The following is a 22,902-nucleotide window of genomic DNA, read 5'->3' as shown; positions in this document are numbered from 1 at the left end:
GGCCGGCGCCGGGGCTGCGGCTTCAGGCGGCGGCGGTGCGGCGGCCGGGGCGCCTTCGGGCTTGGGCGGCAGCTTCTTCTTGATGACCAGACGCGACTTTTCCTCGGGCGTCATCGGATAGATGCGGGCCAACACCCGGCGGTTGATCGCCTGGGCCTCGGGATTGGGGGTCTTGTCGGGATTGCGGTTGTCCACCTTGGGGCGCGTCTCGGCGTAGCCGGTGGCCTTGAGCCGGCGCGGATCGACCCCCTTGGAGACCAGGAACCGCACCACGCTGGCGGCACGCGCCGTCGACAGTTCCCAGTTGGAGGGAAAATGGACGCTTCTGATCGGACTGTCGTCGGTATGGCCTTCCAGTTCGATGATGAATCCCTTGTAGCGTTCCTCGCTGAAGGTTTCGGCCATGGCGGTCAGGAGGGTCGTCACGCCATCCTGGATTTCCGCCGAACCGATCTTGAAGAAGGCCGAACTGGCGAATTCCATCACCAGCCCCTTTTCGTCGTTGCCCAGTTCCACCGCCTTGCCCTTGTCCAGGGTGTCGGTGATGTCCTGCATGGCCTGCTTGAGGATCGAGGTGTCCGACTGCTTGGCGCCCAGACCCATTTCCTCGGTCATGGCGTTCATGGTCTTCTCGAACTTGCCCTTGTCGAAGTCCGCCATGCTGAGCAGCAGCACGAAGAACGTCAGGACCAGGGTCACCGTGTCGGCATAGGTGACGAGCCAGTCTTCGCATTCTTCCTGTTCTTCGGGAACCGATGCGCCGCCCATGGTCCCGACCTCAGCCCTTCATCTTGTCGATGTTGAAGTGCAGGGACGGATCCAGGAAGCTGTTCATGCGATCCTGGATGTAGCGCGGGCTCTTGCGGTCGGCCAGCAGGCACAGGCCTTCCATGACCAGGTAGTTGCGGAAACGCACGATCTGTTCCCGCTGCAAGACCTTGGAGGCGACCGGCAGGAACACCAGGCGCGCCAACAGCACGCCGTAGAGCGTGGTGATGAGGGCCACCGCCATGCCCTTGCCCAGCCCCGCCGGATCGCCGCCCATGTTGTCCAGCATGATGATAAGGCCCACCAGGGTGCCGATCATGCCGAAGGCGGGCGCGGCGGCGGCCATGTTCTTCAGGATGTTGACCGGCACCGTGTTGCGGCCGTAGGTGCTTTCGATCATGGTGGTGAGGATGTCGCGCACTTCCTGGCCGGTGTAGCCGCTAAGCACGGCCTCCATGCCGAACTTCAGGAAGCGGTCGCCCTTCACCGCCTTGCCGGCTTCGGCTTCCAGGCCCGGCATGCCGTTCTTCTGCACGGCGTAAGCCCACTTGATGATCCGTCCGACTTCGGCCTTCAGCACGTTGCGCCCGACCCGCGGCGTGGCGATGACCTTGGCGATCAGCTTCAGGGACAAGATGACGTAGCGGGCCTCGTAGGACATGAAGGTCCCGGCCATGGTGCCGCCTACCACCATCACCGCGCTGGGCAGGTCGATGAAGGCCTTCCAGTTGCTGGTGGAAATCAGCACCGACCCGATGAACAGGACGTAGGAGAGGACGATGGCGATGATCGTGGAGATGGACATTCTGGTCCCCGTACCCCGTTCGCGCCGGGACACCCCGGCCACGGCGCCGGCCACGGCTGCCCGGCGATTCTGCTATTAACCTACACGAAGATTTAGAAAAGATGAACGGCGCCGAAGGCTTACCGCCGGGCGACGGCGGAGGAGGTTCAGCGGCAGGATTCCCGCCGATTCGCTGTTACGTGATGTCATCCAACCCGACGCGAAGGACCTCCGCCAATCTCTTGAGAGCGGAGAGGCTGCCCGGCTTCTTGCCGGTCTCTATCTCGGACAGGTAACCGCGCGGCAGGCCGGCGGCTTCGGCCAGGGCCTTCGAGGTCAAGCCTCGATGCTCACGCCACACCCGCACCGGACTTTCGCCGGCCAGCATCCGCTCGACCAATCCGACAGACAGGCAGTCGGCGCGGTAGGCCGCCTTCCCGGCTGCCCGTTCCTTCGCGGCGTTGGCATTCAGCGTGGCGGCGGTCTCCGCGTCTTCCAGGGCCTCCAAAAGCGCCTCATAGTCGGCGCGATTCAGGGTGACGGTCTTCGCCGTCTCGACAAGGGGAACAATCGTGTTCATCTGTATACCTCCCGTCTATGGCCCACGCGGTCCACCACCATTTCCTCGGTCTCCAGGTCCAAGCGGTAGACCGCCCGCCAGTCGCCATGCCGCGCCCGAAATCCTGGATGGCCGGTCAGCTTCTTCGCCTTGGCACATGGAGCGAAGGGATCGGCGGCGATTTCCTTCAGCACCGCCAATAGGGCTGCATCGTAGCGTGTTCGACCTGAAGAAGCCCTACCGTTCCCGGAAAGCCTCGTGGCGGAGTTTGAGCACCGGCTTGACCAGATATTCCAGCACCGACTTCTGTCCGGTGCGGATATCCACGGTGGCCTGCATGCCGGGCATGATGGGCAGTTCGCCCTCGTGCTTGCCCAGATAGGTCTTGTCCGTCTGGACGACGACGCGAAAGAAGGGATTCCCCTTGTCGTCGGTGCTGGAATCGGGGGCCACCATGACCACCTTGCCTTCCAGGCCGCCGTAGCGGGCGTAGTCGTAGGTGGACACCTTGACCATGGCGTCCTGATCCTCGCGCACGTAGCCGCGGTCGGTGGGGTTCAGCTTGGCCTCGATGACCAGATTCTCGCCGATGGGGACGAGTTCCAGGATCGGCTCGCCCGCCTTCACCACGCCGCCCAGGGTGTGGTAGCGCATGTTCTTGACGATGCCGTCGATGGGGCTCTTGATTTCGGCGCGCACGCCTTGGCGGGTGGCCTCGTTGAGAAGTTCCTGGACGCGGCCGATGGCCTGTTCCGATTTGCCCAGTTCCTCGCGGGCCTCGCGGCGGAAGGCGTTCTCCTCCGCCAGGACGCGCTCCTTGGCTTCCGCGATGGCCGCCTTGGTGCGCGGAATCGAGGATTCCAGGCTGTTCACCTCGCCCTGCAGACGTTCGGTGTCGGCTTCCAGGGACAGATGGTCCATCCTGGCGGTCAGGCCCTTGGACAGCAGCCCTTCCGACATGGTGCGCCGTTCCTGGGAAAGCTTCAGGTTGCGGGCCGCGGCCCGACGCTTGGCGTCCAATTCGTCGACTTCCAGTTCCTTCTGGCGCACCTGTTCGCGCAGCACGCTGAGCTTGGAGCCCAACTGGCGCTTGCGCGCCTCGTAGTTGTTGATTTCGGCAGCCAACTGCGAGGGACGGCGTTCCGCCACGTCGCGCGGGAACTTGGGCGTGCCGCCTTCGGCTTCGGCCTGCAGGCGGGCCCTTTCCAGGATCGAGCTGTCGAGCCGCACCTGCAGTTCGGCGCGATTGGCCTCCGTCGCCCCCAGGTCGAGCAGGAGCAAGGGCTCGCCCTCGGACACCCGCGCGCCCTCGGTGACGAAGATTTGCAGAATGATGCCGCCTTCCAGGTGCTGGACGACCTTCACCTTGCCCTGGGGAACCACTTCGCCGATGGCGATCGCCACCTCGTCCAACTGGGCGAAGCGGGACCAGACGGCCATCAAGGTCACCAGGATCATCACCGGCCAGGCCAACGAGCGCCATGTCGGCAGCGGGTGGGAGGCGACCAGGGCATCCAGGCGGTTCATGGCACCCTCCGGAAGCCGGTGACGTTTCCGCCGTCCTCGCCGCCCGGCGACGTGGCCGGGCGCCCGCGGAACTGGGCCGGATCGCCGCCCACCGGACGGGGGCCGCGCGGCGTGACGGTACCGCCGAAGATCTTGGGCAGGATGTCCTTGGCCGGGCCCGAGATCGCCACCCGGCCGCCGTCCAGGGCCACCAGATTGTCGCAGGCCGCGAGCATGATCGGGCTGTGGGTGACGATGATCACGGTCCGCTCGGCGCTGAGCGCCACCAGGGTGTCGCGCAGTTCGATCTCGGCCTGGCGGTCGAGGCTGCTCGACGGCTCGTCCAGCAGCAGTACCGGCGGATCGCCGATCAGGGCACGGGCCACGGCGATGCGCTGGCGCTGGCCGCCCGACAGACGACGGCCCGCCTCGCCGATGTCGCTGGCGTAGCCGTCCGGCAGGTCGATGATGAACTCGTGCACACCCGCCTGGGTGGCGGCGCGGACGATTTCCTCGTCGCTGGCGTCGGGATGGCGGTGGGCGATGTTGGCACGGACCGTACCCTGGAACAGCACGCATTCCTGCGGCACGTAGCCGATCCAGTCGGCCAGTTCGTAACGACCGAACTGGCCGATGTCGGCACCGTCCAGCAGCACCCGGCCCGATTTCGGCTTGTAAAGTCCCTGGATCAACTTGAGCAGGGTGGTCTTGCCGCTGCCGTTGCGCCCGACCAGGGCGTGGATGCCGCCGGCCTTGATGGACAACTGGACGCCTTCCACGACTGGCTTGGCGCCTTCTGAATAGGCGTAGGTGACGTTCTCCAGGGTGATGTTGCCCTTGGGACGCTGGAGTTTCACCTCGCTCTCGCGGCGATCTGCAGAAGCCTCGAAGATTTCCCCCAGCCTTTCCACCGACTGACGGAAGGAGGAATAGGCCCGCCACTGCCCGACCAACTGGTTCAGGGGTCCCAGCAGGCGGCTGCTCAGCATGTTGGTGGCGATCAGCGCCCCCATGGTCAGATGCTGGCCGATGATGGCGATCGAGCCCACGGTCGTCAGCACCACCGATGTGACCAGGGTCAGGGTCTGGCCCAGGTTGGCGTAGCCGTCGGTCTTGGCGCCCCGCTGGATCGAGGCTTCGATGTTCTCCGCGTGCTTGTCCTCCCAGATCGGCCGCATGGCCTGATCGAGCCCCAGGGCCTTCACGGTGGTGCGCCCCGCGATGATCTCGGCGACCAAGGCGTCGCGGGACAGGGTGCTTTGCCGTTCGGCCTTGTTGGCGTCGTTCATGACCCCGGCCGAACGCCAGGCGACCAGCATGAACAGGGGCATGATGACCAGGAAGACCCAGGCGATGGGTTGGGCGATGGTGAAGGCCAGGACCAGGAACAGCACCGCGAAGGGCAAATCGGCGACCAGCAGCGCCGCCGCCCCGGACAGGGTGTTGCGCACCACGTCCACGTCGCGGAACAGGGATTGCCAATAGCCGGCCGGCTTGGATTCGAGCATCTGCAACGGCAGGGCGGTGATTTTCTCGAAGAGTTGCCGGCCGACCAGCACGTCGACCCGGAGCGCCACCGTCTGCATGATGCGGGCCCGGGACTGACGCAGCACGTAATCGAACAGCAGGATGACTCCCACCCCCACCACCAAGCCCTGCAGGGTGCTGATACCGCCGCTGGAAAGGACGCGGTCGTAGACCTGCATCACGAAGACGGGAACGGCCAGGGCGAGGATGTTGACGAAAAACGACATCACCACGACCTCGCGGAAGGTCGGCCGCAGGAGCTTCACGAAAGGCCCCAGCCAGGATCGGGCGGACGGATTGGCCATTTGCGCACCAGTATACTGCGCCGATTCGCAGGGCGAAAGCGGCATTCCCGCCTATCCTAGTCAACAATTCTTGACCGGAGATTAAAGGCTCTTCGACGTCGCAAGTGGAATTCTCGGAAGTTCATGGGTTGGTCGAGATCGGATGAGAAAGCCCCCTCGCCACTTGTGAGAGGGCCGACAACGCAGCCTCCGGTCTTCCGGCAAGATCATCCGCCAATTCCATTCGAAACGTCGAGGAACCATGTTCTGCTATGGCAGAACGGTGAGGTAGAAGGGGTAGAAGCCCATGTCCCCGAACATCAAGAACGAGAAAACTCGCCGCCTAGCCGGGGAACTGGACCGGCTGACCGGGGAGACCATGACCCAGGCCGCGCAGCACCAAGGGATCGATCTGGCGGATCGCCTGCTTGCCATCGGCGCTGCCGTTGTTCCGCGCTGACTATCCGTTTACGCCCGCCGCCGCCTGCCCCAGCACCTGGGCGCTGCGGAACAGCACCATTTCCTGCCAGTCGCGGCTGGCCGGGTAGAAGTGATGGCGGATGGCTTCCTTGACGCGCCGGGTGGCGGGGGCGGCCCAGTCGGGCGGGCCGTCCCGGTGCGCCAAGTGGTCGTCGCGCAGCACGTCGAACATGGCTTCCGGGGAATAGGTACCGAATTCCAGGGCGACGAAGGTCACCGCTTCGCCCAGGGCGTCCTGCCAGCCGTAGTCGGACAGGCCCGCCTTGGCCACCGAGGTCGAGGTGCCGAGCGCCGGCTCGGTCACCGAATCGCCGAACCATGCCCGGGCGCGGGCGACGGCGGCGCTGCCCGGCGGATGGTCGCAGATGGGCTCGCCGTAGCCGAAGGGCCCGAGGCCCGTATGGAAGTCCACCACCGCCACCCGCGCCCGTTCCCGCAGGCGGAAATCGGCCATGACCGCCGCCGTGGTCCGGCGCGACCAGCAGGGCGCGGCGCCGCCGTAGAACAGGCCCTGGGGATGACGGTACTGGCCGCCGGTGACGGCTTCTTCCAGGGCCTTGCGGCCGTTTTCTTCCGCGTAGGCCTGCAGGGCCGCGTGGGCCGCCGCCAGCAGGTGGGGCTCCGACGACGGCGGAAGGATGGAATCGGCCAGAACGTCGTAGGCCGGGTTCTCGGGCAGGGGCCCGGAGAAGTCGATAAAGTTGCGGTTCAGGTCGATTCCTTCCTCGGTGACCCGCCGCAGCCAGGCGAAGCCGTGCGGGTTCAGCGCATGGACGTGCAGCATGGCAACGCCTTCCGGCCGCGGCCGGCGCAGAGCTTGGACCTGGGTGGCCGAGCCGCAGAAGCCTTCGACCCCGTGGGTTGCCGACAGCGTGACCAGGACGGCCGCGGCGTCCTCCGGTCCCAGCCAGGCGGCATCGGCAGCCAGGACTTCACCGTCGGGACCGCGTTCCGGGTTCGGGTATTCGCGTAAGCGCGCCCCGGCCGCCTTGGCGGCATCCAGAAACTTGGCCCGCGCCTGGGCGTAATCGGCGGAAAAGGCGGAAAGGTCGATCACAACTGGGCCTCCACCCAGGCCATGGCCTCGGCTACCGTCGCCACCTGGGGACCGGGTTCCGGGTAGGGGCGGGCGATCAGGACGACCTTGACCCGCTCCTCGCGAGCGGCCACCAGCTTGGCCCTTCCTTCCTCGCCACCGCTCTGCTTGGTAATCAGGGTGTCGATCCGCAGGTCGCGCATCAGGCGCCGTTCGTCCTCCACCGAATGGGGCGGCGCGCCGACGACGATCCGGTAGGCGTCGAGCGGCAGCGCCTCCGCCGGGGCCTCCAGCAGCCGCACGGCGAAAAAGATGCCCGGCAGCCCGGCAAAGGCCCCGAGGTCGCGCCGACCCGTGGTCAGCAGCACCCGCCGGGCGAAGCGCGGCAGGACCTCGGCGGCGCGGGCGAAGCTTTCCACTTCCACCCAGCGGTCGCCCGGCTCCGGATGCCAGGGAGGGCGGACGAGGGCCAGGCGGGACGTTCCGGCTTCCAGACAGGCGCAATAGGCGTGATTGGACATTTGTTCGGCGAAGGGATGGGTGGCATCGACCACCAGCGTCACCCCTTCCGCCTTCAGGTAGTCCGCCAGTCCATCGATGCCGCCGAAGCCGCCCTTGCGGACGATGCAGGGATGGCTGCGGCGCGGTGCCGCCACGCCAGCCAAGGAAAGCACCACCTCCGCCCGTCCGGCCAAGCGCTCGTGGGCAAGGGCGGCGAGCTCGTTGGCCTGTGCCGTACCGCCCAGGATCAGGACCTTCTTAGGCATGTCCGACCACCTCCCCTTCCCGGTCCACCACCAGGACCTCGACGTCGGTATGGGCTGGAAGATGGCTTGCCGCCACGCCCCTGGCAAGGGCCGCCACCCGATCGCCCAGGGGCAGGCCGTCCCGCCGGGCGATCGCCAGCATCCCGGCTCCCGTTTCCGCCCCGCTTCCGTCGCCGCCCAGGTCCGCCAGCAGGCCACCCAGCCAGGCCATATCCACCCGCGAGGCCCCGGAATGAAGGTTGGTCTCGCCTTGGGCCAGTTTGGCCAGCTTGGCGAAGCCGCCGGCCAGGGTCAGGCGGGCGACGGGGGTCTTTCTTAAGACCTTGAACAGCCCGCCCGCAAAGTCGCCCATGTCGATCATGGCCGTTTCGGGCAGGTTCAGGCGGGCGCGGACAGCCCTTTCGGAAGTGCGGCCGGTGCAGGCGGCGAGATGGTCGTGGCCGGCCGCCCGCGCCACATCGACCCCGGCCCGGATGGCGGCGATCCAGGCGCCGCAGGAATAGGGCACGACGATGCCCGTGGTGCCCAGGATGGACAGCCCGCCGACGATACCCAGGCGCTCGTTCAGAGTCCTTTTCGCCAGTTCCGCGCCGCCGGGAATCGACAGGGTAACCACGACATCGGCCCCGCCCAGGGCATCCTCGATCATGCGGCGCGGCACCGGATTGATGGCCGGCTCGCCGGGGGGGATGGGCAGGCCGGGGCGCATCACGGTTCCCACGCCCGCGCCGGCCCGGAAGGCGATGCCCGGCCCGCCCCGCTCTACGCGAGCCAAAATCAAGGCGCCATGGGTGACGTCGGGGTCGTCACCGGCATCCTTGACCACGCCGGCTTCCGCCCACCCGTCCCCCAGTGCCTTGCGGGCAAGCGGAAAGGAGGGCGTCTCGCCCCCCGGCAGGCGAATCGTCACCGGATCGGGAAAGACACCGCTCGCCAACGCCTCGAAGGCCGCGGCGGCGGCAGCCGTCGCGCAGGCCCCGGTGGTGAACCCCCGGCGTAAACCCCGTCTTTTCCTGTCCCTTGTCATGGCCTAAACATAGCGCCCCATGGACGCGCACGCGATGCTGTTCGATTTCGTCTCGGTCTGCCGGGTGGCGGTGGACGATCATTCCGGCCTGATTCTTGGCCTGTTCCTGGCCGGGCTGGGCGGCAGCCTCACCCATTGCGCCGGCATGTGCGGGCCCTTCGTGCTGGCCCAGGTGATGGCCCGCCTGGAAGCCCTGCCGGCCGGAGCCATGAGCGAGACCCATCGCCTGCTGGGCGCCGCCCTGGTGCCCTACCACCTGGGCCGCGCGACCACCTACGCGGGGCTGGGCGCCCTGGCCGCCGGGCTGGTCGACGCCGCCGGGTTTCGCCCTTTGGCCGCCCTGCTCCTCGGCTTGGCGGGACTCTTCTTCCTTGGCTACGGCTTGAGGCGCCTCGGGCTCGCCCTGCCCGGACTGGCGGCCACCGCCGAGGGCCCGGTGAGCCGCGCGATTTCCCGCCTCGCCAAGCCATTGTTCGCCCGGCCCGTCGGGACGAGGGCCTATGGTCTGGGGGTGGCGCTGGGTTTCCTGCCTTGCGGCTTGGTGTGGGGCGCCCTGGCGGCGGCGGCTTCGGCCGGAGACTCCCTGGGCGGCGCCTTCGCCATGCTGGCCTTCGCCGTCGGTACCATACCAGCCCTGCTGGCGGTCGGACTGGCCGGTCACGTGGCGGGCAGCCGCTGGCGGGAGACCGTCGGCAGGGTCGCTCCGTTTCTCCTCGTGGCGAATGCCGCCTTGCTATGCTACATGGCATGGCGAATGACTACCTGAGGGACCGATGAATAGACTCGTCTTCTATGCCGTGTTCGCCGTGATCGTCGCCGCCGGTTTCGGCGCCAGCCTGTTGCTCAAGGGCGACGAGCCGCCGGCCAAGCCCATCACCAACGCCGGAACGGCCAACATCGGCGGTCCCTTCGCGCTTATCGACGAAGACGGCCGACCCATCACCGACCAGGCCTTCAAGGACAAGTTCCTGCTGATCTTCTTCGGCTATACCTTCTGCCCCGACGTCTGTCCGACCTCGCTGGGCCTGGTGGCGGAAGCCCTGGACACCCTGGGACCGGACGCCGAGAAGGTGGTGCCGGTTTTCGTGTCCGTCGATCCGGCCCGCGACACGCCCGCCCATCTGAAGGAATACGTCAAGAAATTCCATCCCCGCCTGCGCGGCCTGACCGGCAGCCCGGACCAGGTCGCCAGGGCGGCCAAGGCCTACAAGGCTTTCTATGCCAAGGCGGCCGGCGGCGACGACAAGGACTACCTGATCGACCATTCGGCGCTTCTTTACCTGATGGGGCCGGACGGCAAGTTCCGCGCCTTCTTCTCCCACGGCACGCCCGGTGCGGAGATGGCGCAACGCATCAAGGAACTTCTGTGACCGCGCCCGGCATCGTCGTTGCCGCGCCGGCGTCGGGCAGCGGCAAGACGGTGCTGACCCTGGGGCTTTTGCGCCACCTGCACCGCAACAAGGTGAAGGTCGCCTCGGCCAAGGCCGGCCCCGACTACATCGATCCCGCCTTTCATGAGGCCGCCTCGGGCCGGCCCTGCCCGAATCTGGACCCTTGGGCGATGGCGCCCCGCCGTCTGGCGGCGGTGGCGAGCCAGATTGCGCAAGGGGTCGACCTGGTGGTCTGCGAGGGCGTCATGGGCCTGTTCGACGGCGCCACCGCCTTTCAGGGCTCGACCGCCGACCTGGCGGCGACGCTCGGCTGGCCGGTGGTGCTGGTGGTGGATGCCCGCGCGCAGGGCGCCTCGGCGGCGGCCCTCGTGCGCGGGTTCGCCTCCCACCGGCCCGACATGGAGGTCGCGGGGGTGGTGTTCAACCGCGTGGCCGGGGAGCGACATGCCCGCCTGCTCGCCGAGTCCTGCGCCGCGGCGGTGCCCCAGGTGAAGATCCTGGGCTTCATGCCGCGCTTCGAGGACCTTTCCCTGCCTGGCCGGCACCTGGGCCTGGTGCAGGCGGTGGAGCATCCGGACCTGGACGAATTCTTGGACCGGGCGGGAGAACTGGTCGGGGCCCACGTCGACGTGGCGACGCTCCGCGCGCTGGCCCGGCCGGCCACGGCTGAGGCATGCGACCTGCCGCCGCCCGTCCCGCCTTTGGGCCAGCGCATCGGGGTGGCGGCCGACGAGGCTTTCGCCTTCCGCTATCCCCTGGTGCTCGAGGGCTGGCGCAAGGCGGGGGCGGAGATTTCCTTCTTTTCCCCCCTGGGGGACCAGGCGCCGCCGCCCGATGCCGATGCCCTTTATCTGCCCGGCGGCTATCCCGAACTGCATGCGGAGGTCCTGGCGGCCAATCGCCGCTTCCTCGACGGTCTGCAGGAGGCCGCAAGGACCAAGGTCGTCTTCGGCGAGTGCGGCGGCTACATGGTGCTGGGACGGACCCTGACGGATGGGAACGGGCGCAGCCATGCCATGGCGGGCCTGCTGCCCTTGGCGACGAACTTCGCCGAACGGCGCCTGCACCTGGGCTACCGCCGCGCCGTGCTGCAGGTCGATGGCCCCCTGGGCGAGGCGGGGACGATCTTTCTGGGCCATGAATTCCATTATTCCGTGGTCCGTGAGGAAGGTCCGGGCCAGGCCCTGTTCCGCTGCACCGACGCCGAAGGAACCGACCGGGGGCCGGCCGGGCTGGCGGCGGGACGCGTCGCCGGTTCCTTCATCCACCTGATCGACCGGGAGGCCTGATGGCGTTCTGGCTCGACAAGCCCTTGGCCCGCCTGACGCCGGAGGAATGGGAAAGCCTCTGCGACGGCTGCGGCAAGTGCTGCCTGGAGAAGCTGGAGGACGTCGACACCGGCGAAGTCGCCTATACGGAAGTCGCCTGCCGGCTGCTCGACCTGGAAACCTGCCGCTGCCGCAACTACGTGGAACGGCGCCGCTTCGTACCCGACTGCGTACCGCTGTCGCCGAAAAACGTGAAGAAGCTGCCCTGGATGCCCACCACCTGCGCCTATCGCCTGCTGACGGAAGGGAAGGACCTTCCGGCATGGCATCCGCTCGTCACCGGCGACCCCGAATCGGTCCATGGAGCCGGGCAGTCGGTGCGCGGGCGGGCGGTGGCGGAAAAGGACGCGGGGGCCCTGGAAGATCATGTCGTCGACTGGCCGGCCTGAGGTCGTCGTTCTCGACGGCCGGGAAATCCCGGTCCTGGTGACGCGCAACCGCCGGGCCCGGCGGATGATCTTGCGCCTGGCCCCCGAGATCGGCGGGGCCACGGTCACCCTCCCCTGGCACGTGCCGAAGGCGGCGGCCCTTGCCATGGTGCGGGAAAAGGCGGGCTGGCTGCTGGCCCGATTGAAGCGCCTGCCGCCTCGCGTGCCCTTCGCCGAAGGGGCGGAGATTCCCTGGCTGGGCGAGCCGCATCACATCCGCCACGCCCCCGGCCGGCGAGGCGGCGTCTGGCGGGAGGACGGGGAAATCCTGGTCGCCGGCCTGGCCGAGCATCTGCCCCGCCGCGTCGCCGACTGGCTGAAGCGGGAAGCCAGGCGGGAAATCGCCGAACGGGTGCGACGCAAGTCGCTGCTGCTGGGACGCCAGGCCGGAAGGGTGGCGGTGCGCGACACCCGCTCGCGCTGGGGGTCCTGCGCCGCGTCGGGGAACCTGAACTTCTCGTGGCGCCTGATCCTGGCGCCCGATTTCGTGCTCGACTACGTGGTGGCGCACGAGGTGGCCCACCTGAAGGTCAAGGACCACGGTCCCCGCTTCTGGCGCACGGTCGACGACCTCACCCCCCACGCCAAGGCCGCCCGCGCCTGGCTGAACCGGCACGGGACGGCCTTGCACGGGTACGGCTGATCAGACGTTTTTGCAGCCGTTGCGCCGGGCGTTGGGCACCGTCTTCTTCCAGCGCCACTCGCCCGCCTCCGTTTTGGAAAGTTGGGGGATAGACGGCCGGGACGGCGCTTTCGTGACGGCTCACGCCCCCCGGAAGTGCCCGATCACCGTCCAGGCGCCCAGCAGGATGAAGCCGATCCCGGCGATCAGCTTGAGCGGGATGCCTTCGATGTATTTGGCCCCGGCGGTGCCCACCAGGACGGCCAGGGCGGTCGAGGCGACCAGGGCGCCGGCGGCGGCCAGGAAGACGGCGAAGGGATGGTGTTTGCCCTCGGAGGCGAACAGCACCGTGGCGAGCTGGGTCTTGTCCCCCAGTTCGGCCAGGAAGACGGAAGCGAACACGGCGGCGATCTCGAACATGACGGCTAGACCCCTGATCTGGCATAAAGGCGGCCTCTCCTTACACCAATCGGACGGACGGCACAGCATGAAACAGGCGCAGCACGGCTTCCAGGTCCAGACCCGCGGTCCCGGCCTTTATGAGGTGACGGAAGAGGTCTCCGCCTGGGCGCGCGCCCAGGGCATGGAGTGCGGCCTGCTCACCCTGTTCTGCCGTCACACCTCGGCTAGTTTGGTGATTCAGGAGAACGCCGATCCCGACGTGCGACGCGACCTGGACGAATTCTTCCGCCGTCTGGTGCCGGAGAACGCTGGCTGGATACGTCATACCGTCGAGGGCCCCGACGACATGCCGGCCCATATCAAGGGGGCATTGACCCAGGTTTCCCTGTCCATCCCGGTGTCGGAAGGCCGGCTGGCGCTGGGCACCTGGCAGGGCGTCTACCTGTTCGAACATCGCAGCCGCGCCCACCTGCGCACCCTGGTGGCCCACCTGGCGGGGGAGTAGACGTCCTTTTGCCGGCGGGAATCCCGTGGTATCATGACCATGGCAGGACTTCCAAACCCATGAGAGCGATGAAGGCCGGAGAATTCAAGGCCAAGCGCCTGAAGGCGATGGACGAAGTGGCGGCCAGCGGCGAGCCCCTGGTGGTCACCAAGCGGGGAGTGCCCATCGTTCGCCTCGTTCCGGTCCGGGAGCGTCCGGATGCCCGCCGTTAGGGCTTTCTCACGCAGGAGTGATGGTTTCCGGGGCCGGCCCCCTGGTCCGGTGCGGGATATCCTCCTAGATTCACAAAGAGGGGCAATGCCGCCCCTTGAAGGAAGGACTCCATGATCGCCGCGCGCAATGTTCCCTCCGCCGAGTCCGGCTCGCCCGGAGCCTTCGACTTGGCCCATTGGCAATTGAACGAAGTCATCTACGTCCGGCCGGTCGCCACCACCCAAGGCCCGGCCTTTTCCGTCCATGCCGCCGACGGCACGCCGCTGTTCGTCGCCGGGTCCATGAATCAGGTGATGGAGGCAGCCCGCGAGAACGAGGTTCGCCTCGCCACCTTGCATTGATACCGGCCAACCCTCGATCCGACTCGTTGGCCGGTATCGGGCGGCCATTGCGGCCGCGGCCAAGCGCGCGGATGCGCGCGCCCGGCGAGGGCAAAGATGAAGATGCCAGCCGGTCAACTCATTGGCCGGTTGGTATGACCCGTCAGCAGGCCGGGCACTGCGCCTTGACGACCGGATGGCCTTCCTTGGTCCAGCGGACGATGCCGTCGGTCACGTTGTAGACCTTGGCGTAGCCCACCTTCTCACTGAGGAACTTGGACACCACCCGGGTGCGGTTGCCGGTGCGGCAGATCAGGATCACCGGTTCTTCCGGCTTGACGAAGGCGGAGAACTCCTTGCCGAATTCCGGGTTCACCTTGCCGCGCTTGTCGAAGAAGGTGATCAGCTTGCTGCCCTCGACGACACCGGTCTGGCGCCATTCCTCGTCACGGCGGATATCGACGATCTTCACACCCTTGGCCAGCAGTTCCTTGAGCTTGGCATTGTCGACGTCGTCGTACTTGGCCTCGGCGACGGCCAGCAGTTCCACCTCGAACCGCAGCGTCGCGTTGGGCGGAATGACGCCGCCCGCGCCTTCCGGACCGTAACCCAGTTCGGGCGGAATGGTCAGTTCGCGCTTGGCCCCGACCTTCATGCCTTCGACTCCCTTTTCCCAGCCGGGGATGACCTCGCCCGCCCCCAGGGTGAAGTCGAAGGGCTCCTTGCGGTCGCGGCTGGAGTCGAACTTCTTGCCGTCCATCAGCCAGCCCGTGTAATGGACGGTCACCGTGGCGCCCGGCTTGGCGACGGCACCCGTGCCGACGGCCAGTTCCTTGACGGCGACCTCGGGCCCGGCGGCACCGGCCGGCGGGGCCGCGAAAGCCAGAAGGGCCGCGAAGGCGAAGCGGACGGAGCGGAAGGTCATGGCGAGAATCCTTGGTTTCGGGATGGGAGGACGCTTATACACATAGGCCGCATCGCCCGCCAATCAATTGCAGGAGACCTTGCGACCATGCGTATTTTCATTCTGGCCCTGGCGGCTCTCCTCCTGGCCGATGGCGCGCGGGCCGACGGCGATGCCGTCGCCCACGCGGACACCGCCGTCGGCTTCTTCGACCGCACCTGTCTGAAGCACTTCCGCGACCACGACGGCCTGAAAAGAAAGGTGGGCGAGGGCGGGGAATGGTTCCTGCCGGTGATGAAGGGCGGCCTGGAGCAGGTCTTCCTGGGCGCCGCACCCGGCCAAGCCTGGCTGTTGCGCAAGGACCAGGGAACCTTCGCGCTGGCCTTGCGCGACGACGGCACCTGCAGCGTCTTCGCCCGGCGGGCCGACGAAATCCGCACCCTGGAGGCGTTGGAAAGACTGTTCAAGGGCGGCTTCTTCACCGCCACGGAAGTGGATTCCGACCACCAGACGGTCTTCACCCGCCGCTATTACGCGATCCGGGCGGGAGCCGAGACCTTGAACTTGGTGGTGTCCACCACCCGCGAGCCCAAGGCCCAGTTCCAGGCCGCCTTCTCCCTGTCCGCCCCCGGCCAGCCGCCCCAGCCGCCCGTCGTCGCCAAGTGAGGCGATCGCCATGACTCTGCAAGCCCTGGTGTTCGACGTCGACGGCACCCTCGCCGAAACCGAGGAAGCCCATCGTCTTTCCTTCAACGAGACCTTCCGCGAATCGGGCCTGCCCTGGGACTGGTCGGTGGCGGACTACGAACGCCTGCTGGGCACCACCGGCGGGCGCCAGCGCATCTTGCGCCACATGGCCGAGGTTGGTTTCGTCCCCCCCGGCGGGCAGGAGGCGGAAGCGTTCGCCCGGAAACTGCACGAACGCAAGACCGCGCTTTACAACGAACGCCTGCGCTCGGGCGGCGTGCCGTTCCGGCCGGGCGTGGTGCGCCTGATCCGCGAAGCCAAGGCGGCCGGCCTGAAGCTCGCCATCGCCACCACCACCAGCCCCGAGAATGTGTCCACCCTGCTGGCCGCCAGCGGCGGGCCGGAAGCCGGGGACTGGTTCGATGTCATCGGCGCCGGCAACTGCGTGCCCGCCCTGAAGCCGGCCCCCGACATCTATCTCTGGGTGCTGGAAAGGCTGGGCCTGCCTGCTGCCGCCTGCCTGGCCCTGGAAGACTCCCGCAACGGCCTGCGCGCCGCCCTGGCCGCCGGGTTGCCCGTGGTCGCCACCGTTGCGACCTATACCCGCCACGACGACCTGACCGGGGCCCTGGCGGTAGTCTGCGATCTGGGCGATCCCGACGCGCCTTGCCGGCCGGTGGCGGCGGATATGCGGGGCAAGTCGTTTGTCGACTTGGCATTGCTTCGGTTCTGGCGGGAGTAGATCAATAATGCGAGATCATATCGTTCAATTGTAGTTACAAAATTTAGCAATCTGGTACTCTATCCCAACTGTACTTTTTGGCTTTGAAGGAGGGGGCTAGTTCATGTGCAACCTGACGAAATCCATGATCGCGGCGGCAATGGTCGCCATCCTGGCCGCCGTTTCCATTGTGCTGGATATCGTCGTTTCCGGCTTCGGCATCAAGACCGCGATGGCGCTGGGCGCGGTGGTTCTAGCCCTTCTGCCCATCTTCTTCCTGCGCAGGGTGGACACGGAGATCGCCCAGGCCCTGGCGGTCTGCAAGGCCATCGACAAGGGCGACTTCGAGGCCCGCATCGTGCTTTCCGACGCCAAGGGCCGCATGGGCGACCTGCACAAGACCCTCAACAACATGATCGACCGCACCGACGCCTTCGTGCGCGAATCGGGCGCCGCCATGGAATACGTGGCCCAGAACCGTTACTTCCGCCGCATCATCGAGAAGGGCACGACGGGAGCCTTCACCAGCGGCGCCCGTACGGTCAACGCGGCTATCGGCGCCATGAACGGCAAGGTCGCCAACTTCCGCAAGGTCGCGGACGCCTTCGAGGCATCGGTGCAGAAGGTGGTCGGCACCCTGGCTTCGGCCGCCACCGAACTGCAGGCCTCGGCCGGGGCCATGGAAAGCACCGCCTCGACCACCAGCCGCCAGGCCACCGTGGTGGCGAACGCCGCCGAAGGCGCGGCACAGAACGTCCAGACCGTGGCCGCGGCAACCGAGGAGCTTTCGGCCTCGGTCGAGGAAATCACCCGCCAGGTCAACCAGTCGGCCGACGCCTCCCAGGAGGCCATGACGCGCACCGAGCGCACCAACATGCAGATCAAGGGGCTGGCTGCCGCCGCCCAGAAGATCGGCGAGGTGGTCAACCTGATCACCGATATCGCCGACCAGACCAACCTGCTGGCGCTCAACGCCACCATCGAGGCGGCCAGGGCGGGCGAGGCCGGCAAGGGCTTCGCCGTCGTCGCCTCGGAGGTGAAGAACCTGGCCAACCAGACCGCCAAGGCGACCGAGGAAATCTCGGGCCAGATCGGCGGCATCCAGTCGGCCACCCAGGACGCGGTGAACGCCATCGACGAAATCACCCGTTCCATGGCCGGCATCAAAAATGCCGCGACCACCATCGCCGCCGCGGTCGAGGAACAGGGCGCCGCCACCCGCGAGATCGCCCAGAGCGTCCAGCAGGCTTCACAGGGCACCACCGAGGTGACCTCCAACATCGTCGACGTCACCGCCGCCGCCACCGAGACCGGCCATGCCGCCGGCGAAGTTCTCCAAGCCGCCGCCGAACTGTCCGAGCAAGCCGAAAACCTGCGCCGTGCCGTGGACGGTTTCCTGTCCGAACTCCGTAAAGTCGTCTGAGAGGAACCCCTTACCATGGTGCAAGCGACCTTTCTCACCGGTGTCGAGCGGACCTTCGCCGAACACGAGATCATCGTCAGCAAGACGGACCTGAAGGGCCGTATCACCTACGGCAACGAGGTCTTCTTCCGTATGGCCGGCTATACCGAGAGGCAGGCCATCGGCCAGCCCCACAGCATGATCCGTCATCCCGAGATGCCGCGTTGCGTCTTCAAGCTGCTCTGGGACACCATCCAGGGCGGCCACGAGATATTCGCCTATGTGGTCAACCGCTCGGCCAACGGCGACCATTACTGGGTGCTGGCCCACGTCACCCCGAGCCGCGACGGTTCGGGCAACCTGGTAGGCTACCATTCCAACCGCCGGGTGCCCAACCGGACGGTGCTGACATCCACTATCATCCCCCTCTACAACCAGCTCCTGCAGGAAGAGAACCGGCATTCCAACGCCAAGGACGGCATGAACGCCTCCCACGCCATGCTGGTGAACCTGCTGAAGGACAAGGGCATGCGGTACGACGAGTTGATCTTCGCCCTGGGCACCTGAAGTTCATCCGCGCCGCCATCAAGGCGGTCAGGTTTCTTGCTCGGAACCCGACCGTAGCCGTTCGATAGCCCGGCGCTCCTTCTTTGTCGGGCGGCCGGTGCCAGCGGCCCTCAAGGCCGGAGAGCCGGGATTCGGCGGCTTGGCCCTAGGCGGGTCCAGATCCTTGTAGAGTCCTTGGGCTTCCGGCGCCGGACCGCGCCGGGTGCCGAGGGCGACGACCCGGATCACCCGAATATGGGGCCCCAAGGGAAACGTCAGCACATCGCCCGGCTTGACCAAGGCATGGGCCTTGCCGGTCGGGGTGCCGTTCAGGCGGAAGCCGCCGGCCGTGCAGGCCTTGCCGGCCAGGGTCCGGCTCTTGAAGAAACGGGCATGCCAGAGCCACTTGTCGATTCGCAAGCCGCCCCCGGTCACGGCCGCCGGCAGTTGAGGGCGGCGTGAAGGGTCTCCGGCGCGATCTTCGCTCCCTTGATGTTGACCCGCCAGAGTTCCGCCGCCGTCAGGTCGGCACCCGTCAGGTCGGCGCCCCGCAGGTCCGCTTCCGTCAGGTCCGACCCGGCCAGCAGGGCGCTGCACAACTTGGTGTTCAGCAGCACGGAAAACACCAGGTTGGCGCCCCTCAGGTCGGCGCCCGAGAGGTTGGCTCCCGTCAGGTTGGCGCCGCGCAGGTCGGCGTTCTGCAGGTCGGCGCCCTGCAGGTCCAGGTCCCTGAGGTCCTGCCCGCCCAGCATGGCCCGGGTGCCCTGGGCGCCCCGCGACCGGCCCCACAGCATGTGGGCCTCGAGCACTACATCCAACTGCCGTTGATCCATGGTTTTGGCCTCCCCGACCAAGGCGGCCATTATCCGCCCGCCGAGGGCCGCTTGACAAGCGGCGCGGGGAATGGTCCTTCTCCGGCTTCCCCAACGGACGGAACCCCCATGACCGAACTGCGCAACATCGCCATCATCGCTCACGTCGACCACGGCAAGACCACCCTGGTGGACGAACTTCTGAAGCAGGCGGGAACCTTCCGCACCGGCCAGCAGGTGGCCGAACGCGCCATGGACTCCAACGAACTGGAGCGCGAACGCGGCATCACCATCCTGGCCAAGTGCACCTCGGTGGAATGGAAGGGAATCCGGGTCAACATCGTCGACACGCCGGGGCACGCCGATTTCGGCGGCGAGGTGGAGCGCATCCTGGGCATGGTGGACGGCGTGATCCTGCTGGTGGATGCCGCCGAAGGCCCCATGCCGCAAACCAAGTTCGTCACCATGAAGGCCTTGAAGCTGGGGCTCCGGCCCATCGTGGTCATCAACAAGGTGGACCGCCCCGACGCCCGCATCGACGAGGTGCACGAGGAGGTCTTCGACCTTTTCGCCGCCCTGGACGCCAACGACGAACAGCTCGATTTTCCGCTGCTTTACGCCTCGGGCCGCAATGGCTGGGCCAGCACCGACCAGAACCAGCAGGGCGGCGACCTGACGCCGATGTTCGACTGCATCGTCTCCCACGTGCGCCCGCCCAAGGTGGAGGAAGGCCCCTTCCGCATGCTGGTCACCACCCTGGAATCCGATCCCTTCCTGGGCCGGGTCCTGACCGGGCGGGTGTTTTCGGGCAGCCTGCCTCCCAACGCCACCATCAAGGCGCTCAGCCGCGACGGCCGCGAGTTGGAACGCACCCGCGTGACCAAGATCCTGGCCTTCCGCGGCTTGCAGCGGATGGCGGTTCCATCGGCCGACGCGGGCGACATCGTGGCCCTGTCGGGGCTTCAGGTGGCGACGGTGGCCGACACCCTTTGCGCGCTGGAAGTCGCCGAGCCGATCAAGGCCAATCCCATCGACCCGCCGACCCTGACGATGACCTTCACCATCAACGATTCGCCCCTGGCGGGCCAGGAAGGCGACAAGGTGACCTCACGGGTGATCCGCGACCGCCTGTTGCGCGAGGCGGAAGGCAATGTCGCCATCCGCATCGCCGAAAGCCCCGACAAGGACGCCTTCGAGGTGGCCGGGCGCGGCGAATTGCAGTTGGGCGTGCTGATCGAGACCATGCGCCGCGAGGGCTTCGAGCTGTCCATCAGCCGGCCGCGCGTGCTGCTGCGCAAGGATGAAACCACCGGCGAGACCCTGGAGCCCCTGGAGGAAGTCCAGGTCGACGTGGACGAGGCCTTCGCCGGCATCGTCGTCGAGGCGATCAGCGTCCGCAAGGGCGAGTTGAAGGAAATGCGCCCCTCGGGCGGCGGAAAGACCCGCCTGGTCTTCCTGGCGCCGTCGCGGGGCCTGATCGGCTATCACGGCGAGTTCCTCACCGAAACCCGGGGCACCGGCGTGATGAGCCGCGTCTTCCATTCCTACGGGGCCTTCCGTGGCACGGTGCCCGGCCGGCGCAACGGCGTGCTGATCTCGAACGGGGACGGCAATTCGGTAGCCTACGCGCTGAACACCCTGGAAGGGCGGGGTCCGCTGTTCATCGATCCGGGCATCCGGGTCTACCAGGGCATGATCATCGGCGAGCATACCCGGGACAACGACCTGGACGTCAACCCTCTGAAGGCCAAGCAGCTGACCAACATCCGCGCCGCCGGCAAGGATGACGCCATCCGCCTGACGCCGCCCCGGCGCATGAGCCTGGAACAGGCCATCGCCTACATCGGCGACGACGAACTGGTGGAAGTGACGCCCAAATCCATCCGGCTGCGCAAGCGCTACCTGGACCCCAACGAGCGCAAGAAGGCGGAAAAGGCGGCGGAGATCGAAAGGCGGTAGACATGACGACGATCTCTTGTCCCTGCGGCTCAGGCCAAGGATTCGATACCTGTTGCGGTCCCTTGATCGCGGGCGCGCCGGCCCCTACGGCCGAAGCGCTGATGCGGTCCCGCTACAGCGCCTTCGTGCACCGGACCTTCGACTACCTGGAGCGGACCCACGCCCCGGAGATCCAGGGAGATTTCAGCCGCTCCGCGGCCGAAAGCCTGGCCGATCAGGTGGAATGGCTGGGACTGGAAATCCGCGGCGTGGAAGGCGGCGGACCCGACGATCAGACGGGCGCCGTGGAATTCGCCGCCCGCTTTTCCCGTCAAGGCCAGGAACAGATCCATCACGAATTGGCCAGCTTCCGGCGCGAGCAGGGAATCTGGGTCTACGTCGACGGCAAGATGAATCCCAAGCCGCCGCCACGCCACGTGGTCAAGGTGGGCCGGAACGATCCCTGCCCTTGCGGGTCGGGAAAGAAGTACAAGAAGTGTTGCGGCACCTGATGCCATGGCGGAACGGCATTTTACCTGCACGGCCTGCGGCAAGTGCTGTTACGGCTGGCTGCCCCTGACTCTCGACGAAGCCCTGGTCCACGCAGGCCGCTTTCCTCTCGTGCTCGTCTGGACGCCCCTGCGTCAAGGGGCGCGGGCGTTCTCCCTGACCGCGCGACTGGGAACCACCGTTCGGCTGGGCAAGAGGAAGGAGTTTGCCGTCGGCGTCGTGCCGACCTCCTATATTCCGCCGGCGCTGGCCTGTCCCGCCCTGACGACGGACGGGCTTTGTGCCATCCAGGATGTCAAACCCACGCGCTGCCGCACCATGCCCTTTTCGGCTTACCGGGAAGAAGCCGACCAAAGGGACCTGCTGGTTCCCCGGCCCGGCTGGGACTGCGACGTCTCAGCCGCCGCTCCGGTGGCTTATCGTGACAAGGAAATCGTGTCCCGTCAGGACTTCGACCGGGAGCGCAAGGCGCTATTGGATCAGGCCCCGATCTTAAGGCGCTATGCCGATTGGCTTTTGGCCGCCAGTCCGCCGCTGATGGAGAATCTCCTGAAGATGGCAGCCAAACCGGCCGGAGGGCACGTGATCGTCAATTTCGCCACGCTGCTTCCCCACCTTCCCAAGGTCGATATGGGCGACTTCACGGCGAAGCAGGCTCCCCTGATGGTGGAATTCGCGGCCCGGACGGCCGGTATCGCCGCCCTGACCGACTACCATCGCCGCTACCGGGAATGCGCTGCCGAGCTGGGTGCCCGGTAAATTTCCCACTGGTCTTGCTGCAACGCAGCATTATAATTCCGGGCTTTCCCAAGGAGGGCCCGGCACATGGATATTTCCAAGATCCCGGTGGGCAAGAACCCGCCGTACGATGTCAACGTGGTTATCGAGATCCCGGTGGGCGGCAGCCCGGTCAAGTACGAACTGGACAAGAAGTCGGGCGCCATGTTCGTCGACCGCTTCCTGCACACGGCGATGTACTACCCGTTCAACTACGGTTTCATCCCCCACACTTTGTCGGAAGACGGCGATCCCATCGACGCCGCGGTGCTGGGCAACGTGCCGGTGGCGCCCGGCGTCGTCATCCGCTCGCGGCCCATCGGGGTACTGTTGATGGAAGACGAAGCCGGCCTGGACGAGAAAATGCTCTGCGTCCCCGTCGACGACCTGCATCCCTACTACGCCAACGTCGCTTCCTACCGTGACCTGCCGGCCATCCTGCTGGAACAGATCGCCCACTTCTTCGGCCACTACAAAGACCTGGAAAAGGGCAAGTGGGTCCAGGTCAAGCGCTGGGGCGAAAAGGAAGAGGCCCTGGACCTGATCCGCGAAGGCGTCCGGCGCGCCGGCGGCACCATGGTGGAGAATCCCGGCCGTGACAACGAGGTGGTCGGCGATCCCGCCAAGAAGGACAAGAAGTCCAAGAAGAAGAAATAGC

Annotated in this window: 30 protein-coding genes; 17 read left to right on the top strand and 13 right to left on the bottom strand. The window is 66.9% G+C overall.

Annotated elements, in window-relative coordinates; genetic code table 11:
• The 6 genes from H7841_08200 to H7841_08175 form a co-directional block, all read right to left on the bottom strand.
• The coding region (locus tag H7841_08200; protein ID MEO5336860.1) for an OmpA family protein at nt 1-768 on the bottom strand (768 nt) is incomplete at its 3' end.
• Between the two features lie 10 nt (nt 769-778).
• On the bottom strand, nt 779-1,573 hold the full coding sequence (locus H7841_08195) for a MotA/TolQ/ExbB proton channel family protein (GenBank protein MEO5336859.1): 795 nt from the start codon (nt 1,571-1,573) through the stop codon (nt 779-781).
• Between the two features lie 175 nt (nt 1,574-1,748).
• Nucleotides 1,749-2,132 carry a helix-turn-helix domain-containing protein gene (locus H7841_08190; GenBank protein MEO5336858.1) on the bottom strand — a complete coding sequence of 128 codons (384 nt, stop codon included), beginning with the start codon at nt 2,130-2,132 and terminating at the stop codon, nt 1,749-1,751.
• Nucleotides 2,129-2,305, bottom strand: a complete 177-nt coding sequence (locus tag H7841_08185; protein ID MEO5336857.1) for a type II toxin-antitoxin system RelE/ParE family toxin — start codon at nt 2,303-2,305, stop codon at nt 2,129-2,131. Before H7841_08185 ends, H7841_08190 begins: the two co-directional genes overlap by 4 nt.
• 43 nt (nt 2,306-2,348) lie before the next feature.
• The gene (locus tag H7841_08180; GenBank protein MEO5336856.1) at nt 2,349-3,638 is read right to left on the bottom strand and encodes an HlyD family type I secretion periplasmic adaptor subunit; all 1,290 of its coding nucleotides are present in this window, start codon (nt 3,636-3,638) and stop codon (nt 2,349-2,351) included.
• On the bottom strand, nt 3,635-5,410 hold the full coding sequence (locus H7841_08175) for an ATP-binding cassette domain-containing protein (protein MEO5336855.1): 1,776 nt from the start codon (nt 5,408-5,410) through the stop codon (nt 3,635-3,637). The genes H7841_08180 and H7841_08175 overlap by 4 nt, the downstream gene beginning before the upstream one ends.
• Nucleotides 5,411-5,735: 325 nt before the next feature.
• Here H7841_08175 and H7841_08170 point away from each other — a divergent pair, with 325 nt between their 5' ends.
• The gene (locus H7841_08170) at nt 5,736-5,888 is read left to right on the top strand and encodes a type II toxin-antitoxin system VapB family antitoxin (protein ID MEO5336854.1); all 153 of its coding nucleotides are present in this window, start codon (nt 5,736-5,738) and stop codon (nt 5,886-5,888) included.
• On the opposite strand, the gene H7841_08165 is transcribed toward H7841_08170, so the two are convergent.
• Genes H7841_08165 through H7841_08155 form a run of 3 tightly spaced genes read right to left on the bottom strand, consistent with a single transcriptional unit; the run spans nt 5,889 to nt 8,738 of the window.
• Nucleotides 5,889-6,965 carry a M14 family metallopeptidase gene (locus H7841_08165; protein MEO5336853.1) on the bottom strand — a complete coding sequence of 359 codons (1,077 nt, stop codon included), beginning with the start codon at nt 6,963-6,965 and terminating at the stop codon, nt 5,889-5,891.
• Entirely contained in the window at nt 6,962-7,711 is a 750-nt protein-coding gene (locus tag H7841_08160; protein ID MEO5336852.1) for a cobalt-precorrin-6A reductase, read from the bottom strand. Before H7841_08160 ends, H7841_08165 begins: the two co-directional genes overlap by 4 nt.
• A complete protein-coding gene (locus H7841_08155; protein MEO5336851.1) occupies nt 7,704-8,738 on the bottom strand; it encodes a cobalt-precorrin-5B (C(1))-methyltransferase in 1,035 nt (344 codons plus the stop codon). Before H7841_08155 ends, H7841_08160 begins: the two co-directional genes overlap by 8 nt.
• A gap of 19 nt (nt 8,739-8,757) precedes the next feature.
• Between H7841_08155 and H7841_08150 the strand changes: the two genes are divergently transcribed.
• The 5 genes from H7841_08150 to H7841_08130 are packed head-to-tail and all read left to right on the top strand — an operon-like array spanning nt 8,758 to nt 12,528.
• The gene (locus H7841_08150) at nt 8,758-9,504 is read left to right on the top strand and encodes a sulfite exporter TauE/SafE family protein (GenBank protein ID MEO5336850.1); all 747 of its coding nucleotides are present in this window, start codon (nt 8,758-8,760) and stop codon (nt 9,502-9,504) included.
• Nucleotides 9,505-9,511: 7 nt separating this feature from the next.
• On the top strand, nt 9,512-10,108 hold the full coding sequence (locus H7841_08145; protein ID MEO5336849.1) for an SCO family protein: 597 nt from the start codon (nt 9,512-9,514) through the stop codon (nt 10,106-10,108).
• The gene (locus tag H7841_08140; protein ID MEO5336848.1) at nt 10,105-11,418 is read left to right on the top strand and encodes a cobyrinate a,c-diamide synthase; all 1,314 of its coding nucleotides are present in this window, start codon (nt 10,105-10,107) and stop codon (nt 11,416-11,418) included. The genes H7841_08145 and H7841_08140 overlap by 4 nt, the downstream gene beginning before the upstream one ends.
• On the top strand, nt 11,418-11,846 hold the full coding sequence (locus H7841_08135; protein MEO5336847.1) for a YcgN family cysteine cluster protein: 429 nt from the start codon (nt 11,418-11,420) through the stop codon (nt 11,844-11,846). Before H7841_08140 ends, H7841_08135 begins: the two co-directional genes overlap by 1 nt.
• The gene (locus H7841_08130) at nt 11,824-12,528 is read left to right on the top strand and encodes a M48 family metallopeptidase (GenBank protein MEO5336846.1); all 705 of its coding nucleotides are present in this window, start codon (nt 11,824-11,826) and stop codon (nt 12,526-12,528) included. Before H7841_08135 ends, H7841_08130 begins: the two co-directional genes overlap by 23 nt.
• Before the next feature lie 120 nt (nt 12,529-12,648).
• Here H7841_08130 and H7841_08125 read toward each other — a convergent pair whose 3' ends face one another.
• Entirely contained in the window at nt 12,649-12,927 is a 279-nt protein-coding gene (locus H7841_08125) for a TMEM165/GDT1 family protein (protein MEO5336845.1), read from the bottom strand.
• 67 nt (nt 12,928-12,994) lie between these two features.
• Between H7841_08125 and H7841_08120 the strand changes: the two genes are divergently transcribed.
• The 3 genes from H7841_08120 (at nt 12,995) to H7841_08110 (ending at nt 13,968) form a co-directional block, all read left to right on the top strand.
• Nucleotides 12,995-13,414, top strand: coding sequence for a secondary thiamine-phosphate synthase enzyme YjbQ (locus H7841_08120; protein ID MEO5336844.1), 420 nt, complete (start codon nt 12,995-12,997; stop codon nt 13,412-13,414).
• Nucleotides 13,415-13,473: 59 nt separating this feature from the next.
• Nucleotides 13,474-13,626 (top strand): type II toxin-antitoxin system Phd/YefM family antitoxin, encoded by a 153-nt coding sequence (locus tag H7841_08115; protein MEO5336843.1) that lies wholly within the window; start codon nt 13,474-13,476, stop codon nt 13,624-13,626.
• A gap of 111 nt (nt 13,627-13,737) precedes the next feature.
• The gene (locus H7841_08110) at nt 13,738-13,968 is read left to right on the top strand and encodes a DUF1150 domain-containing protein (GenBank protein MEO5336842.1); all 231 of its coding nucleotides are present in this window, start codon (nt 13,738-13,740) and stop codon (nt 13,966-13,968) included.
• 142 nt (nt 13,969-14,110) lie between these two features.
• Here H7841_08110 and H7841_08105 read toward each other — a convergent pair whose 3' ends face one another.
• Nucleotides 14,111-14,872, bottom strand: a complete 762-nt coding sequence (locus H7841_08105) for an FKBP-type peptidyl-prolyl cis-trans isomerase (GenBank protein MEO5336841.1) — start codon at nt 14,870-14,872, stop codon at nt 14,111-14,113.
• An 87-nt stretch (nt 14,873-14,959) separates the two neighbouring features.
• Here H7841_08105 and H7841_08100 point away from each other — a divergent pair, with 87 nt between their 5' ends.
• The 4 genes from H7841_08100 (at nt 14,960) to H7841_08085 (ending at nt 18,228) form a co-directional block, all read left to right on the top strand.
• Nucleotides 14,960-15,517 (top strand): hypothetical protein, encoded by a 558-nt coding sequence (locus H7841_08100; GenBank protein MEO5336840.1) that lies wholly within the window; start codon nt 14,960-14,962, stop codon nt 15,515-15,517.
• A gap of 10 nt (nt 15,518-15,527) precedes the next feature.
• Nucleotides 15,528-16,280, top strand: coding sequence for an HAD-IA family hydrolase (locus H7841_08095; protein ID MEO5336839.1), 753 nt, complete (start codon nt 15,528-15,530; stop codon nt 16,278-16,280).
• A gap of 103 nt (nt 16,281-16,383) precedes the next feature.
• The gene (locus H7841_08090) at nt 16,384-17,682 is read left to right on the top strand and encodes a methyl-accepting chemotaxis protein (protein ID MEO5336838.1); all 1,299 of its coding nucleotides are present in this window, start codon (nt 16,384-16,386) and stop codon (nt 17,680-17,682) included.
• Between the two features lie 15 nt (nt 17,683-17,697).
• Nucleotides 17,698-18,228, top strand: a complete 531-nt coding sequence (locus tag H7841_08085; GenBank protein MEO5336837.1) for a PAS domain-containing protein — start codon at nt 17,698-17,700, stop codon at nt 18,226-18,228.
• A gap of 27 nt (nt 18,229-18,255) precedes the next feature.
• Here H7841_08085 and H7841_08080 read toward each other — a convergent pair whose 3' ends face one another.
• Both H7841_08080 and H7841_08075 read right to left on the bottom strand, forming a co-directional pair.
• Nucleotides 18,256-18,627, bottom strand: a complete 372-nt coding sequence (locus H7841_08080) for an RNA-binding S4 domain-containing protein (protein MEO5336836.1) — start codon at nt 18,625-18,627, stop codon at nt 18,256-18,258.
• An 11-nt stretch (nt 18,628-18,638) separates the two neighbouring features.
• Nucleotides 18,639-19,040: a pentapeptide repeat-containing protein gene (locus H7841_08075; protein ID MEO5336835.1), complete on the bottom strand. Its 402-nt coding sequence runs from the start codon at nt 19,038-19,040 to the stop codon at nt 18,639-18,641.
• A 108-nt stretch (nt 19,041-19,148) separates the two neighbouring features.
• Between H7841_08075 and typA the strand changes: the two genes are divergently transcribed.
• From typA to ppa, 4 genes are all read left to right on the top strand, one after another.
• A complete protein-coding gene (gene typA / locus H7841_08070; protein ID MEO5336834.1) occupies nt 19,149-20,978 on the top strand; it encodes a translational GTPase TypA in 1,830 nt (609 codons plus the stop codon).
• Nucleotides 20,979-20,980: 2 nt separating this feature from the next.
• Entirely contained in the window at nt 20,981-21,469 is a 489-nt protein-coding gene (locus H7841_08065) for a YchJ family protein (protein MEO5336833.1), read from the top strand.
• A gap of 4 nt (nt 21,470-21,473) precedes the next feature.
• Nucleotides 21,474-22,226 (top strand): YkgJ family cysteine cluster protein, encoded by a 753-nt coding sequence (locus H7841_08060; protein ID MEO5336832.1) that lies wholly within the window; start codon nt 21,474-21,476, stop codon nt 22,224-22,226.
• Between the two features lie 66 nt (nt 22,227-22,292).
• Entirely contained in the window at nt 22,293-22,901 is a 609-nt protein-coding gene (gene ppa, locus H7841_08055) for an inorganic diphosphatase (protein MEO5336831.1), read from the top strand.
• Nucleotide 22,902 lies beyond the last annotated feature (1 nt).

The organism is Magnetospirillum sp. WYHS-4, from assembly GCA_039908345.1.
In the GTDB taxonomy this organism is placed as follows: domain Bacteria; phylum Pseudomonadota; class Alphaproteobacteria; order Rhodospirillales; family GLO-3; genus JAMOBD01.
The sequence above is the reverse complement of the archived record's forward strand: the minus strand, read 5'-3'. Positions and strand labels throughout refer to the sequence as shown.

Excerpts from the sequence above, each read along its gene's own strand:
- H7841_08195 (MEO5336859.1), bottom strand. The coding sequence starts at position 1,573 with ATGTCCATCTCCACGATCATCGCCATCGTCCTCTCCTACGTCCTGTTC.
- H7841_08190 (MEO5336858.1), bottom strand. The coding sequence starts at position 2,132 with ATGAACACGATTGTTCCCCTTGTCGAGACGGCGAAGACCGTCACCCTG.
- H7841_08180 (MEO5336856.1), bottom strand. The coding sequence starts at position 3,638 with ATGAACCGCCTGGATGCCCTGGTCGCCTCCCACCCGCTGCCGACATGG.
- H7841_08170 (MEO5336854.1), top strand. The coding sequence starts at position 5,736 with ATGTCCCCGAACATCAAGAACGAGAAAACTCGCCGCCTAGCCGGGGAA.
- H7841_08160 (MEO5336852.1), bottom strand. The coding sequence starts at position 7,711 with ATGCCTAAGAAGGTCCTGATCCTGGGCGGTACGGCACAGGCCAACGAG.
- H7841_08155 (MEO5336851.1), bottom strand. The coding sequence starts at position 8,738 with ATGACAAGGGACAGGAAAAGACGGGGTTTACGCCGGGGGTTCACCACC.
- H7841_08150 (MEO5336850.1), top strand. The coding sequence starts at position 8,758 with ATGGACGCGCACGCGATGCTGTTCGATTTCGTCTCGGTCTGCCGGGTG.
- H7841_08145 (MEO5336849.1), top strand. The coding sequence starts at position 9,512 with ATGAATAGACTCGTCTTCTATGCCGTGTTCGCCGTGATCGTCGCCGCC.
- H7841_08135 (MEO5336847.1), top strand. The coding sequence starts at position 11,418 with ATGGCGTTCTGGCTCGACAAGCCCTTGGCCCGCCTGACGCCGGAGGAA.
- H7841_08130 (MEO5336846.1), top strand. The coding sequence starts at position 11,824 with ATGTCGTCGACTGGCCGGCCTGAGGTCGTCGTTCTCGACGGCCGGGAA.
- H7841_08125 (MEO5336845.1), bottom strand. The coding sequence starts at position 12,927 with ATGTTCGAGATCGCCGCCGTGTTCGCTTCCGTCTTCCTGGCCGAACTG.
- H7841_08120 (MEO5336844.1), top strand. The coding sequence starts at position 12,995 with ATGAAACAGGCGCAGCACGGCTTCCAGGTCCAGACCCGCGGTCCCGGC.
- H7841_08115 (MEO5336843.1), top strand. The coding sequence starts at position 13,474 with ATGAGAGCGATGAAGGCCGGAGAATTCAAGGCCAAGCGCCTGAAGGCG.
- H7841_08110 (MEO5336842.1), top strand. The coding sequence starts at position 13,738 with ATGATCGCCGCGCGCAATGTTCCCTCCGCCGAGTCCGGCTCGCCCGGA.
- H7841_08105 (MEO5336841.1), bottom strand. The coding sequence starts at position 14,872 with ATGACCTTCCGCTCCGTCCGCTTCGCCTTCGCGGCCCTTCTGGCTTTC.
- H7841_08100 (MEO5336840.1), top strand. The coding sequence starts at position 14,960 with ATGCGTATTTTCATTCTGGCCCTGGCGGCTCTCCTCCTGGCCGATGGC.
- H7841_08095 (MEO5336839.1), top strand. The coding sequence starts at position 15,528 with ATGACTCTGCAAGCCCTGGTGTTCGACGTCGACGGCACCCTCGCCGAA.
- H7841_08090 (MEO5336838.1), top strand. The coding sequence starts at position 16,384 with ATGTGCAACCTGACGAAATCCATGATCGCGGCGGCAATGGTCGCCATC.
- H7841_08085 (MEO5336837.1), top strand. The coding sequence starts at position 17,698 with ATGGTGCAAGCGACCTTTCTCACCGGTGTCGAGCGGACCTTCGCCGAA.
- H7841_08075 (MEO5336835.1), bottom strand. The coding sequence starts at position 19,040 with ATGGATCAACGGCAGTTGGATGTAGTGCTCGAGGCCCACATGCTGTGG.
- typA (MEO5336834.1), top strand. The coding sequence starts at position 19,149 with ATGACCGAACTGCGCAACATCGCCATCATCGCTCACGTCGACCACGGC.
- H7841_08065 (MEO5336833.1), top strand. The coding sequence starts at position 20,981 with ATGACGACGATCTCTTGTCCCTGCGGCTCAGGCCAAGGATTCGATACC.
- H7841_08060 (MEO5336832.1), top strand. The coding sequence starts at position 21,474 with ATGGCGGAACGGCATTTTACCTGCACGGCCTGCGGCAAGTGCTGTTAC.
- ppa (MEO5336831.1), top strand. The coding sequence starts at position 22,293 with ATGGATATTTCCAAGATCCCGGTGGGCAAGAACCCGCCGTACGATGTC.